The organism is Anaerostipes hominis (ex Lee et al. 2021), assembly GCF_002270485.1.
Lineage (GTDB): Bacteria > Bacillota > Clostridia > Lachnospirales > Lachnospiraceae > Anaerostipes > Anaerostipes hominis.
In genome coordinates, this window is the sequence record NZ_NQOG01000001.1 from 1 (window position 1) to 13,820 (window position 13,820).

Annotated in this window: 10 protein-coding genes and 1 pseudogene; 3 read left to right on the plus strand and 8 right to left on the minus strand. The window is 40.5% G+C overall.

All coding sequences use genetic code 11. The features are described from left to right. The 3 genes and pseudogenes from CI597_RS00005 to CI597_RS00010 all read left to right on the plus strand — a co-directional run. The coding region (locus tag CI597_RS00005; protein ID WP_143266053.1) for a DDE-type integrase/transposase/recombinase at positions 1 to 420 on the plus strand (420 nt) is incomplete at its 5' end. Positions 421 to 630: 210 nt separating this feature from the next. Beyond that, positions 631 to 882: a transposase gene (locus CI597_RS19645; protein ID WP_024726931.1), complete on the plus strand. Its 252-nt coding sequence runs from the start codon at positions 631 to 633 to the stop codon at positions 880 to 882. Continuing rightward, positions 827 to 1,300: pseudogene (locus tag CI597_RS00010) on the plus strand (transposase); the annotation flags it as partial. The gene CI597_RS19645 and the pseudogene CI597_RS00010, both read left to right, overlap by 56 nt. A gap of 156 nt (positions 1,301 to 1,456) precedes the next feature. Here the strand turns inward: CI597_RS00010 and CI597_RS00015 are convergent. The 8 genes from CI597_RS00015 to CI597_RS00050 all read right to left on the minus strand — a co-directional run bounded on the left by CI597_RS00015 (position 1,457) and on the right by CI597_RS00050 (position 13,739). Further along, positions 1,457 to 2,113, minus strand: a complete 657-nt coding sequence (locus CI597_RS00015; RefSeq protein ID WP_024726929.1) for a tetratricopeptide repeat protein — start codon at positions 2,111 to 2,113, stop codon at positions 1,457 to 1,459. Between the two features lie 239 nt (positions 2,114 to 2,352). Beyond that, the gene (locus CI597_RS00020) at positions 2,353 to 3,732 is read right to left on the minus strand and encodes an MATE family efflux transporter (RefSeq protein ID WP_024726928.1); all 1,380 of its coding nucleotides are present in this window, start codon (positions 3,730 to 3,732) and stop codon (positions 2,353 to 2,355) included. 466 nt (positions 3,733 to 4,198) lie between these two features. Further along, positions 4,199 to 5,800, minus strand: coding sequence for a type I restriction-modification system subunit M (locus CI597_RS00025; RefSeq protein ID WP_024726927.1), 1,602 nt, complete (start codon positions 5,798 to 5,800; stop codon positions 4,199 to 4,201). A 31-nt stretch (positions 5,801 to 5,831) separates the two neighbouring features. Continuing rightward, on the minus strand, positions 5,832 to 6,968 hold the full coding sequence (locus CI597_RS00030; RefSeq protein ID WP_024726926.1) for a restriction endonuclease subunit S: 1,137 nt from the start codon (positions 6,966 to 6,968) through the stop codon (positions 5,832 to 5,834). Next, positions 6,961 to 7,965 (minus strand): virulence RhuM family protein, encoded by a 1,005-nt coding sequence (locus CI597_RS00035; RefSeq protein ID WP_024726925.1) that lies wholly within the window; start codon positions 7,963 to 7,965, stop codon positions 6,961 to 6,963. Before CI597_RS00035 ends, CI597_RS00030 begins: the two co-directional genes overlap by 8 nt. Positions 7,966 to 7,981: 16 nt before the next feature. Next, positions 7,982 to 11,182, minus strand: a complete 3,201-nt coding sequence (locus CI597_RS00040) for a type I restriction endonuclease subunit R (RefSeq protein WP_024726924.1) — start codon at positions 11,180 to 11,182, stop codon at positions 7,982 to 7,984. Beyond that, positions 11,163 to 11,753, minus strand: coding sequence for a restriction endonuclease subunit S (locus CI597_RS00045; RefSeq protein WP_024726923.1), 591 nt, complete (start codon positions 11,751 to 11,753; stop codon positions 11,163 to 11,165). The genes CI597_RS00040 and CI597_RS00045 overlap by 20 nt, the downstream gene beginning before the upstream one ends. Before the next feature lie 234 nt (positions 11,754 to 11,987). After that, on the minus strand, positions 11,988 to 13,739 hold the full coding sequence (locus CI597_RS00050; protein ID WP_081723794.1) for a S8 family peptidase: 1,752 nt from the start codon (positions 13,737 to 13,739) through the stop codon (positions 11,988 to 11,990). Positions 13,740 to 13,820 lie beyond the last annotated feature (81 nt).

Here is a 13,820-nt window from a genome sequence, read left to right on the forward strand (position 1 = left end):
CTTGGTCTGGCAATGGAAACAAACATGAAAGCAGATCTGTGTGTCCATACACTGGAAAACGCCCTGACTGCTTATCCTGCACTGGAAGGCGCTATCATCCACAGTGACCGTGGAACACAGTACACCAGTGAGGTCTACCGTCAGGCCATTCGGAAGTATCACATCCATCAAAGCATGAACAGTGCCGGAGGACGCTGCCATGATAATGCCCGTTGCGAGAGCATGTGGGCCAGAATGAAGACAGAACTTCTCTACGACCGCTATGAAACAAAGCAGATGACTGTAGAGGAATTAAAGGTACTCATTTGGAGATACTTCCTCAGCTACTGGAATAACCGGAGGATATGCTCTGCCAATGGCGGGCTTCCACCTATGATAAAACGCAGGCAGTATTATGAGGATTTGGAACTGGCCGCATAGTCAGTGATATGCTTGAGAAAAATGTGTCAACTAATATTGACAATATCATTTCTTCACTTGTTAAAATAAATGAAAAGCTTAAAAATATTGCTAATCAAGAAGATGAATAGAAAATATAGTTTCAAGGGCATACTTTTAAACTTTATATAATCATCAATAACAAACAAAAAAAGAATCCTAAGAAATTTGATTTTCTCGGATTCCTATTTTATGTTAGAGATTATTTTGGATAATATCGTTGTTTTTATCATTGAAGTGAATTTTGCATACCGCTGGTATCTGGGATATGGGCTGTCGGAAGAAGTTCCTCATTTTTCTACCTTTGGCAAAAATTATCCCCGCCGTTTTGATGGGACTGGTCTATTTGAAACAATCTTTGCCCGTATTGATAGAGGATGGGAAAACGCCAGTGATGCCGTATGGCAGGCCAAAGACGATAAAAGGATTTTTCCGAAAAAATGAATTTGTATATGACGAGTACTATGACTGTTACATATGTCCAAACAATAAAATACTGCACTACCGGACCACCAACCGGGAAGGATACCGGGAATATAAAAGTGAGTGGGCGGTCTGTATGCAATGCCCTTACCGGAACCGGTGTATAGAAAGTAAGGCGTATGAAAAAGTAATCACGCGTCATGTATGGGAAGGCTATATGGAGCAGGTCGAAGAAATACGCCATACTCTGGGGATAAAAGAAAAGTACCAGGAAAGGAAAGAGACAATTGAACGAGTATTTGCCGATGCTAAGGAAAAACACGGCATGCGCTATACCCAATACAGAGGTTTAGATAAGATCAAAATGGAGCTAAACCTCTTGTTTTCTTGCATAAACTTAAAGAAACTAGCCATTTGGAAATGGCGTAAGAAGTGGGGAGCCTGGTACAAAGATCTACCTACTGTTTGTACCCTATCTCAACTATGGAGAATAACCATGAAATGGTTCTCGGGCAACGCCCAGAGAACCATTTTGTCTACGGTCTGAGAGTTCCGTAAATGGAACTCTTGATTTCTGCCCTGCAGACAAAGTGTACTATCTGGTTTCTAAAAAAGTAGCTTCTTTTTTTCCTTTTTCATCGTCCGGATAGGCTTTTACATATTCTTTTGCATAATGGTATGCTGTTTTAAAATCAAATTTAGCTTCATAAAGGCTGATCCTTGCAAACATCAGCTCTTTTTTCTTGGTGGTAAGATTCTGCTTCAAAGCTTCACTTACAACAGAAAGTCCTTCATCGTACTTCTTCTGCTTCGCAAGAATACTATACTTGGCATAATAACTTTCTCCTTCTGAGGGGAGAGAACGTATCCCTTCACTGCAGACCTCCAGTGCCTGTTCTTCGTGTCCTAATCCCACGTAACAAAGTGCTTTCCATTCATAAGCCCTGCCCTGCGGCTTTTTCTCTATGATCCGGTCATAAATGCGAATGGCATCTTTATAACGCTTCAGCCGGCAGAGAGCTTCCGCCTGATAAAACATCACATCATTTTTCTGGTTTGTCCACAAAAGAGTCTTTTTACTGCCTGCTTTCTCAAATGCTTCATACGCTTTCTGGTATTCACCCTTGGAGAGCAGCTCAATTCCGTCATTTGCCGTAAGTTTCTGAGTCACATACTCATATCCGAGAAATCCCGCACCGCCGACGACAATAACCAGCACCGCGATCAGGACTGCTTTTAATTTCTTATCCATGTCATATTCTCCTTTTCACTTCAAGTCATTTAGATTTTAACACAACACGTCCGAAAATTCATGAGTTTTTTATCACTATTTCCGTCACGCTTTGAAATGCGCTCCTCCAATAGTGATAAAAAACGATCGTTGAATGGCTTCTTTTGTTCAATGGATACTTCTGGAGAGGCTTTCATGAAAGTCAGAAAATCTTACATCTCTGAGACAGCAATCCGGAAAACTGTCCAAAATGTCATCTTTTATTGCCGTCTTCTTACAGCATTCTGTATATCTTCAGTTTTTTTCTTCTTATAGCTGTATTTCCGGTATAAAAGGACTGCTGCCAGAGCCGCTGCCGCCTCTGCTGCCGGAAAAGAAGCCCAAATTCCATTGATCCCCATGCGAGAAACCAGAAATAAAGAAAGAACCGGAATGATGAAAAACTGTCTCAATGTAGACACGGCCAGAGATGCACTCCCTTTTCCCAGCGCCTCAAAGACACCGGAATACACTACTCCCACAGCAGAAAACAGGAAACCAATGCTGATGATCCTAAATGCCATGATTCCCATCTTAAGAAGCGTACCCCCTGCGTGGAACAATCCCATGATCTGCACAGGAAAAACAACAAATAAGACGGTTCCTGCGGCCATAATCCCACCGGTGACAAGAAGACTGTCCCTAATCGTCTCTTTCACTCTGTCATCTCTTCCTGCCCCGCAGTTAAAACTGATGATGGGCCTCATCCCCTGGATCAGACCGTTGGACGGCATATAGATAAATGTCTGTACTTTAAAATAAATGCCGAGTACTGCAATTCCCACTTCTGAAATTCCGGCCAGTATCCCATTCAGGATCGAGATCAATATAGACGGCAGAGACATGGTGATGGCGGACGGAACTGCTACCATATAAATCTTTTTGAGCAGTTCCCGGTCAAATGCAAAGCCGCGAAACCGGATGTGGACGGTATGTTCCTTCCGAAACAGGAGGAAAACAGCGAGGAGGCAGGCGCTCCACTGTCCGATCACTGTGGCGATTGCTGCTCCTGCTACTCCCATTTTAGGAAAGATACCAACCCCAAAAATAAAAAGAGGATCTAATATAATATTGATCAGGGCACCCATCCCTTGCAGGATCATCGGCACTTTCATATTCCCCATCGCCTGAAAAATCTTTTCTATCGCTACATGAACAAGTGAACCGGCAGACAGCAGCACCACAATATATGTATACTGGCTGCTCAGGGAAAGAACTTCCGGGTCTTTTGTAAACATTCCAAGATACGCACGGATTCCCATAAGGCCGGATGCGATAAAAACTAATGCATGAAGACCGGCCAGCACCAGTCCGTGGACAGCTGCCTGATCTGCTCTTTTGGTATCCCCTGTTCCGTGACTCATGGCAATACAGGCATTAACGCCTACTCCCAGTCCTACACCGACGGATAAGATGAGGTTTTGCAGCGGATAGGCCAATGAGATGGCTGTAATGGCATTCACCCCAAGCCTGGCCGCAAACATACTGTCTACGATATTGTAAAGCGACTGGATCATCATTGAGATCATAGGAGGCACGGCCATAGAAATCAGCAGAGGAAATACCTTTTTCGTACCCATTGGGTTTGCAATAGTATCCATAATTTCTCCTTTCCATGTAAAAAAGCTATATATTTTTCTGTTTGTGATCAGAAACAGAAAAATATATAGCTTTTTTACAGCAGGGACAGAATAGCATATAGTAAAAGAAGCTGTCAAGCATGAAACAAAAAAAACAAATGAAAATCCTTCTCCGACTTTTTATCTGTGCCTGTACATTCATGGGAAATTATACCCGGAACAGCTTTATCTTTTGTATGTGCTGCTATTTTAATTTTACTGCTCCGGGTATAATGCTCCACTTAGGAATTATATTACATTTGGATTGATTGAACAAGAACTAAGAGAAATAAATTTAGTATCCCCTAAATGAAAAAGTAACTTCCACTTTTTTATAACGGTTGACGCTCTTGCTATATCCGCTACTGTTTCCCCTGAAACAGGAATAATCACTTCATTTCCTTTACTAAAAATGGCACCATTTTTACCTCTGAAAAATGATATCTTATTATATTTCTACCCCTAATATTTTAAGCTGCTCTGCAATTTCCCTTTCCAACTGCTCAATTTCTTTATTATCTTCCTCTATTTGCTTGATTACCTCCTGCAAATCAATAGGTTCTTCTTCCTCAAAGGTATCTACATACCTTGGAATATTTAGATTGTACTCATTTTCCTTTATTTCTTCATTAGATGCAACATGGGCATACTTATCGACATCTTTACGTGCCCGGTATGTTTCTAAAATTTTATTTATATTTTCATCACTGATGTAGTTTTGATTTTTCCCTTTTTCAAACTCTTTGCTGGCGTCAATAAACAATACATCCTTCTTTTTCCTGTTTTTCTTTAACACCAATATAATTGTCGGGATACTTGTCCCATAAAACAGGTTAGGAGGCAATCCAATTACAGTATCCAAGTAATTTTTTTCAATAATTGCCTGCCTGATTTTCCCCTCTGCCGCTCCTCTGAACAAAACTCCATGAGGAAGGACAATCGCCATTGTACCACTACTGTTAAGATGGTAAATACTGTGCAATACAAATGCAAAATCTGCTTTAGAGGCCGGTGCGAGTTTTCCGTATTCGTTAAATCTTGCATCCTTTAATTTCGTTTTTCTATTATCCCATTTTGCGGAGTAAGGTGGATTAGCTACCACGGCGTCAAAACTTCTTGGCTGATCAATACCCTTTTCGTCCGGACCGTCCGGCCAGTCTGCTTCCAATGTGTCTGCATTATTTAAATTCATATTGTTAAACGAAACACCATGCATCATCAAATTCATTCGAGCCAAATTATAAGTTGTTGTATTCAGTTCCTGCCCATAAAATTTAACTGCTCCCGGCCGATTACCGCCTGCTAATTCATCACGAACCGTCAATAGTAAAGAACCAGATCCCATAGCCGGATCATATACGGTAAAAGTCTTGTCCGATTCAGCAATACCGTCTGTCACTATTTTTGCTAAGATTTTGCTGACTTGATGCGGTGTATAGAATTCGCCGCCCTTTTTGCCTGCGCTGGCTGCAAATTGTCCAATAAGATATTCGTATACTTCACCTAAGATATCTTTCCCATCATCACTTTTATATTCCAGACTATCCACCAATTTCACAATATTATTTAATGATTTTGCGCGCGCTGTTGTGGAACTTCCAAGTCTTGAATCCCCCAGATTTATATCGTTAAATATACCCCTGAAGTCTCTGGAAGCCTCTATATTTAATTCAGCATTTCTATTAAAATTGTCAAATATAGTTTGATAATCACTGGGGATAATCTGAGCCTCATCGATCTTATAATTTAAAGATGCCCATGTGTCCTCTGGTTCAATAGCATATCCTAAGCTAGAAGAAATATCCTCCAGATAATCTGGCAAATCATCTCCTGATGCCTGTTCCTTATATGCTTCGTTAATAGTCTGTCCCGGGGCTATATCAATGATATCGTATCTTGCTAAATACTTTTCTTGATGCTCTGACAAATAGCGGTAAAACATAAATGCAAGGATATAATTTTTGAATTCTGCTGCGTCCATATTGCCCCTAAGTTCATTTGCCATTGCCCATAATTTATTTGATATTGTCTGAATATTGTTATTTGACATTTTTTCTTCCTTTTCTTCTATTTCTCCTATTTTATATAAACATCTGCTGCAATAGGCCCTTTTTTAAATCTTTTACATGTTCCAGCTTACGTTGATGAAGGGTGATGAGGTTGTCAAGAGATTCAATAAAATTTCCTATCCTCTTTTGTTCTTCATATGATGTGAAAGGAATATCTATAGTTTTCATTCCTTCAATGTCTATGCTTCTCCCATCTCTTATTCCATAAACATGAGGCAAAAGTCTTATTTTTATAAAATCCTGCGATCTAAAATACGAATAATAAAATCTTGAATCCGTCCCGACCCCATGGAACGTATGATAGGCAGGACTTATGATTCCATCACTATTTGCTTTTTCTAGTCCCCCCTCAAAGGAACGTAAATGCACAATAAAATCATTCTTTTTAACCATCTTATAATTTGACAGACTAGATTTATCATACTGCAAATTCCTATCTGATTTTTCTCGGAGAATTGTTCCTCCTCCTTGAATAATTGTTAACACTGGAAGTTCCTCGTGTTTCTTTTCAGAATATTCTTGAAACACATCTCCCAACTTACGCTGTTCCCAAGTATCAGTAAATCCGGGAAATCGAAGTTCTGGAACTTTTTCTCCCTTTTTAGGAAACATTTTTTGAAGTAAAGATTTCTTCAATTTTTGTAAATGCTCTGACTTACGCTGATGAAGGGTGATAAGGTGGTCGAGGTTGTAAAAAAAGGTTCCAATTACTTTCTGCTCAATAGTCTTAGGAGTTAAAACATCAATTTCATTGATTGCAGCTTTTGACAAACTCGGCACTCCGGTAGACTCATCTTTCTTTTTCCAATTGATATTTTGAAAAATATCAAACACAAAGTTCAGGTCGTTGCTATCTCTTGGAATCGCATAAAACAGTGTATCTACCGTCCAAAACGGTGCTTTAAGGATATACGGTTTATCTATCGTACCTTTTCTTCCAATTCCTATTGCATCTTCCAAGTATGATAATGCTTCACTCACGCTGAGCATGTATCCGCCTGTCCCATAGACCGGTATAGAACCTTCTTTAAGGTGCTTATAGTCTTTACCACTGCGAACATCAACCATTTTCCCCAGCTTCCGCTCTTCCCACTCGTCCGTAAATCCCGGGAATCTCAGCTTTGGTACTCTGCGTTTCTCTTCACTCATTTTTGCCTCCCTGGATTTTCCTTATCTCTTTATCAAAATCCGAATCTATAATCTGATGCTTATTAAATTCTTTATATTCCTCAATAGCCTTTTTCTTTGCGGACTTGTGTGATATTTGTCCATGTCCCTGAAGTATATCATAGCGGTTGAACTTTAAAAACTCGTCAATGCTTGTAGCAAAATCCTCCATGGATAAAAGTGTTTCATCCTCAAGCAATCGTTCTACATAGTCAAAATAGGCTGACACATTTCTCTCTAAGCTCTTAATTTCTTTTTCTGTTAAATAATTCTTTGCCACAATTACATCTGATTGGAGTATTCGTCCATCCGGTGAATGTTTCCATGTAGTCAATCCCATATGCTGCTTTTTACTATCTGCTTTATCATAAACAATTTCTGCCGCTGTTTTTCCGGTAATGGCAAAATGAAATTTATTTTGGACTTCTGCGTAAAACATTTTTGTGATTTCCGAATTTTTATCATAATCATAGGATATTTCCGCAAATATATCTGTAATCTGCTGCCAGATTCTCCGCTCACTTGCTCGTATCGAACGAACTGTTTCAAGCAATTCACGAAAATAATCTTGTCCAAAAACATTATTTCCTTGTTTCATGCGTTCTTCGTCTATCTTGAATCCTTTTTGAATGTACTCTTTTAAAATGTTCGTTGCCCACACCCTGAATCTAGTTGCCTTAATTGAATTCACACGATAACCCACCGATATAATCGCATCTAAATTATAGTATTTTACATTCTTTGTCTGCGTTTTCCCCTGCAGAGCTCCATGCCGCGTGGTATTTTCCAAAATGGAAACAACCACTTTTTCATCCAGTTCACCCGATTCAAAAATATTTTTCAAATGTTTACTGATTGCCGGTACGCCTACATCAAATAGTCCTGCAATTGCTTTTTGTGTTGCCCAGATTGTTTCATCCTTAACTATGACTTCTATTTTTGCATCTGCCTCATACATTAAAAACTCAATTTCATTCATATTGTTTTCCTTTATCTTAGTTCTCTACTAATCTGTCTGCAAGATCATAGATAGCTTCCCTTAATTTGTTGCGGTATTTTATTCTGGAAAGTGACTGTATCTCTTTATCATGGGATAAAACGGCATAATCTCTGCTTCCTTTTGCAATAATATCCCGAATTCTGCCGGTATCATCTAAATCTTGTATCCCATATTTATGGCGGGCGAAGAATGTACGCATTTCAGCGCTTGTGACAACATCGATAATTCCCCACTTGATTCTAAATTCCTGTAATAACCGATCTAGACTTATGTCGTTTGCCTCCTGAATGATCTGTTCACTTCCCGCATTCAGTTTGGCCGGATACTTAAAATCCGGATCTGTTGGATACAATCCTTTTGCGATCGCTTCTGCAGCATTGATAATTTTCCCCGCATATCTTCTATCTTCCAGTCCATTCGCAAACTGGTAAATCTTTTCTTTTGTTTCACAGGCTCCTTGTTCATCTCTTTCATGAACCTGATTCAGAAGTTTCTCCACAAGCTCTGTCAAGTAATCATAGTCAACCTTTATGTCTTTTACATGTGTCATCTTCAACTCAATTTGGTGAATTGATATTTTCTTCTCTTTTGCCAGTTGCTGTTTTAGTTCATTACTCAGAACGGTAGTAAGCATAATCTCTTCTTCCGGCTCCATTCCCAGCGACTTCAGCAGTTGATCCGGCTGTTCATAATCAAAGCCTTCCTCTTTCCCATCCACTACTTCCGGGGCATACTGTTTTAATTTTGCCATACCGCTGTTATACTGTCGTAACAGCTGCAGCATTTCTTCTTTCTTCTTTTCACTTGGCGGCACCCTTTCAAATTGGTTTGTAATAGCTCTAAGCTCCTGTACCACCTTTTTCACTTCTTCATGGGTTGTCTGGAAAGAATGGGCAATAATTCCGTCTTCTTCATTTTGCTGCTTTCGTTCTTCTTCAGAAATATTTGCCGAATCCTTATTTGCATAAACTGCAAGTGCCTTGTTCATAAGCGTTTCATTTAATGACGGCCAACGGTAGTTTACAATATTTCCCCACGGTTTATTCTGCATGTCCGCAATCCGATTCGTTCTGGAATAGGCTTGTATCAAACCTGCTCCTCTCAAAATTCTGTCCACATATAATGTATTCAGTTCCGGTGCATTAAAGCCTGTCAACAATTGATCCACTACAATAACAAGATCAAGATAATTTTTATCTTCTGTGGTCTTATTTAACCGGCTTGTTACATCCTCTATATATCCTGACACATCGTCCAGGCCAAATAATGTCCCAAACTCTTCATTATATACCTTCATGGCTTCATGAAGACCCTGGTTACTCTCTAACTGACTGTCATTATTTGTGGTATTAAGGCTATATGTAATCGCCACCTTTAATATCGGTTTCCCTTGTTTTTTATTCTTATTATTCACTCTTTGAAATTCACGAAAATACATCATGGCCATTGGTGTACTGGCTTTGCCGCCTCCTACATGGGTGGTTAATATTGCATTATATTTTCCCTCGCCGGAACGGTTTTTCCAGTTTTTGAATATATCTTCGACCACTAATTTTATGTGCTCTATATTTTCATCATAGAAGCTGGGCTCTATCGCATCATCTATATCCTCTTCCGTTAGATTTAGAATTTTATTTCTGATCTGTTTCTCGCTCCACTTAGGGTATCGTTGGCGATAAAATTCAGGAAGATATTCTTCCTTCATTTTCTCTTCATCAATTGTTGTCTCGAAGTCTACTTTAAAGCCCAGTACATTTCTATCCGCAATGGCTTCCCGAATGGTATATGCGTGAAGCAGCGGACCAAAAATACTCTCTGTATTCATACCTATAGCGTTTTCATCAAACATAGGCGTCCCTGTATATCCTATCCATGCGGACTGCTTAAAAGCTTTTTGTATTTTGGCAAAATTATCTCCGCCTGTGCTTCGATGTGCTTCGTCTACAATAAATACTATATTTTTCTCCGGTGATTTAAAGCTTTTACGGCTGACCAGAGTCCCCAGCTTTTGAACAGACGTTACTATAATATTATTATCTTTACTTTTTAATTTGCGGCTTAAGTCATTGGTGTTATTTGTATCCCGGACACTTCCCAATCGTGTCTCATCGCCGATTTCACCGTCTGGGTCATATGCCTTATAATCCTCACTCGTCTGCCTTGTAAGAGCAATTCGATCTACAACAAAAACGACTTTGTCCACATTCGGCATACGGCTTGCCAGCCAGGCAGTCTTAAAGCTTGTAATTGTCTTGCCAGATCCTGTTGTATGCCATATATACCCAATCTTGTTATTTCCCGCTTCAAAATCTGTCCGTTTAATCCCTTCCACTACTTTTTGAGTGGCATATACCTGATAAGGACGCATAACCTTTAACGTTTCCTTATTCTTCGTTCCGTCCAGAATCATATAATTGGTTGCCATCTGATGTGCCATAGGAATACTAAGCACATTGTCCGCAAACTCTTTCCAGCTGCGGACAATGGTATTGTCTTCCCGTCTCTGCCAATGAAATGCAAAGTCTTTATTGAACTTATCCGCCGTAGTATTTGCCATGTATTTCACGTTATTCGGAGTAATGGCAACCAATATCTGTACTGTAGAATAGATATCCCGGTATTGATTCTCGGCCACATACTGTTCCATCTGATTTAAGGCCTCATCCACATCCCGGTGGTCGTTTTTTTCCTCAATTTGAATAATGGGCAGTCCGTTAATCAGCAATGTCGTATCAAATATCCTATCCTTTTTTCCTGCTATAACTGCCGGACGTTTTATTTGATTCACCACTTGGTATATGGTATCGCCTGCTCCAATTTGCTTTTGATCAAATACGGTCAGGAACACGTGTCTGCCATCATCCAAATCAATTTCTATTTGAGAAACGCCATTTAAACCATATAAAAACTGCCCGGCTTTATATGGTGTATGCAGATTACTTATAATCTTTTTAACCTGGTTAAACTCTACAACACTTAATGGATGCTCTAACGTTTTTTGGTTATGCTGTTCCAGAATTTGCTTGAAGTTCTCCCAAAGTGCGTCTGTTGTTTTTATTTCCGGCTTGTATTCCCAAAATTTTGTTTTTACAATATAACTTGGTGTTTCCCACATAACAGAAGCTTTTGCAACATCTGTATCTGTTTCACCTGAAAGATATTGAATTAATTCTGATTCAAACTGAGCTTCTTTCATCCTCTAGTACCCCCTCTAATTTGTTCAGTAAAACTGTCATCTTGTAATCTGCCACCCGTTTTCTCAAAGCCTGCACCCGTAACTGTTTGAAATAAACTTCTCCGATTATTTGCTGCTCATGTAACGACGGCAAAGATGGAAGTTCAATTTCTTTTAACTGGGCTAATGTATATTTTAAAACGGTCGTCCCTTGTAAGCCTAATTGAAATTGTTTTCTAATGGCTCTATTTTCATTTAGCAAATAGATCAAATATTTAGGAGCGATATTTTTATCGGGTTTTATTCTAACATAATTCTGTGTATACAAGTAACCTTGATGGTCTTTTCCAACTATGCTTGCTGTACCTGATATTAAACTGAATATGATATCCTGCGGGAATACTATAGATACTTCGTCTCTGGTTCTAATCTTTTTCGGTTCCCCTGATAATAAATTTATCCCTACCAAGTCATCTGTCAAATCATTTTGACTATATACATTATAAATCGGCGCACTACGGTCCATGGATTCATTGATTCTAAATTGCGGCGTTCCACTCTCAAAATTGACATACTCGCTTAATTTATTCATGCTGGATTCCTTTCTAATTTCTTTTATAATAACACTCTCGTTTTACATTGTCAATTTATATTTGTAATTTTAAAAAATCACATATAAAAATTTCCGTTTAGTATCTATTTTAGTCATAGACTTCACATAAACCACAAGTTCATCAGTTACTTTGCTTTCATAATCAGAGAAGTCCTTTACTGTCCCGTTTTATTCCTGTCATTCCCCTTTCCCCCGACTTTTTTCAAACAGACTCTATATCGGCAGACTGTCCCTCACACACAGTTTTCCATACCCCACCTGCGAATTCGGATACTCACTAAATCCAGGAAGTTCCCTTGCTCCCTTCTGCAGGTATGCTTTGATCTTCTCTCCGTATAAAAATGGATCATTCCCTCTCACAATCCCCCACTCCATCAAAAGTGCCGCGCTGCCCGTCACAAACGGCGTTGCCATGGAAGTTCCACTCATTCTTGTATTCCCGCCGCCGGGACTTGCCCCCAGAATTCCCACTCCCGGTGCCGTGACATCCGGTTTTTCCATGCAGATATTCAGGTCTCCCCTTCCGGAAAAAGATGCATAAGAATTATAAAATACATCGTAGGCTCCCACAGATATAACACTTCTTGCCGTAGAAGGAATCGTCAGCGTCAGATCCAGGCTGGGTTCTAAAAATCTGGTTCCCTCATTGGTCCCGGCGGATACAGGCAGCCACATGTAATAGTCCCCCCTGACGATCCTTCCCGGTTCCATCACAATGGTCCACTGACCGCTCTCGATTTCGCCGCCCTGCGGTACAAAGGCAAAATAGATTTCCTGAAGCCTGTTATACGGAGTCGGAGAGCCATAATAGACATAGACCGTTGTCGTCCCAAACCGGTAGTCAGTCCTTCCCTCCTGGTCCTGAATCTCCCTTCGCTCTCCTGAGGGACTTTGAAGCCACAATCTGAATTCATCCACATAGTTTTTCCACAGCTGCAAATTCAGGCTCTGTTCATAAGGTGCCACTGCAAAGATCACATCTTCCGGCTGCCTTAAACATCCCTGCCTGTGCCTGCCTGATGCTCCCTCGTTTCCTGTTCCAATGCAGACGGCGGTCTGCCACTGACCTGCCATCTGGCTGATATATGTTTCAAGCAGGGAATTTCCCCTGTGATCTCCATAATTATTCCCATAGCTTAAATTTACGCTGACCGGCTTTCCCTTCGCCTCAGCGTAACGGATCACGTACTCCAGAGCCGTCATCAGCTGTGTCGTTCTGGGAAACCCCTGTTCCGTCGCATTTCCAAGCTTCACCACAATCAGAGCGGATCTGTCTGCAACTCCCTGCCTTCCCGCACAGATGGAAGCCACATGAGTCCCGTGCCCGTTGGTATCTCTGCTTAGTACAATATCCCTGCCCTCTGCCGCCGGTGCCTTCAGCGCGCGGTTAATCTCTTCCCTTGTGTATACACTCCCCTCGTAAAAACCTTCCGGCGGATGCCCCGGAATCGTCTGATCCCATAAAATTTCAATCACCGTGTTTCCCTGGTCATCGATGAAATCCGGATGAAAAATATCGATGCCCGTATCGATCACAGCCACATAGGTTCCATCGCCGTGGAGACCCTTTTGTCCATCCCTTACCGACAGAATACAGGAGGCGGCAATCCCCGCCTGATCACTCAGAAGAAGGTTTTTAGGCTTTTCCATATAAATAACCTGGGGAAGGTTTGAAAAAGCATCGATGGATTCCTCAGGCAGATAAGCTATGGCATATTCATTGCTCAAGGCTTCCAGCCTTCCCCCTTCCGGAACCGGAATCTGACTGATCTCACCTATATACCTGATGATCAATTCCCACAGATTCTGCTGCCTGTCATACCCCACATCCAAGTCTCTGCTCTTCTCCCGTTCTTCAGGAGTCAGACTCAGAGAAAGGTTCAGCTGATTTTCTATTTTTTCGTCCATATCAATCCCCGCAATTTCCCTGTTATTTGAATCTATGAACCCGGCCTCCTCACTCATTTATAGTTTTTATCTATGAATAGCTGGAATTTCACCGCAGCGTCTCCCTCCCAAAAGAAGTTTCAACCTTTTATTTACTTT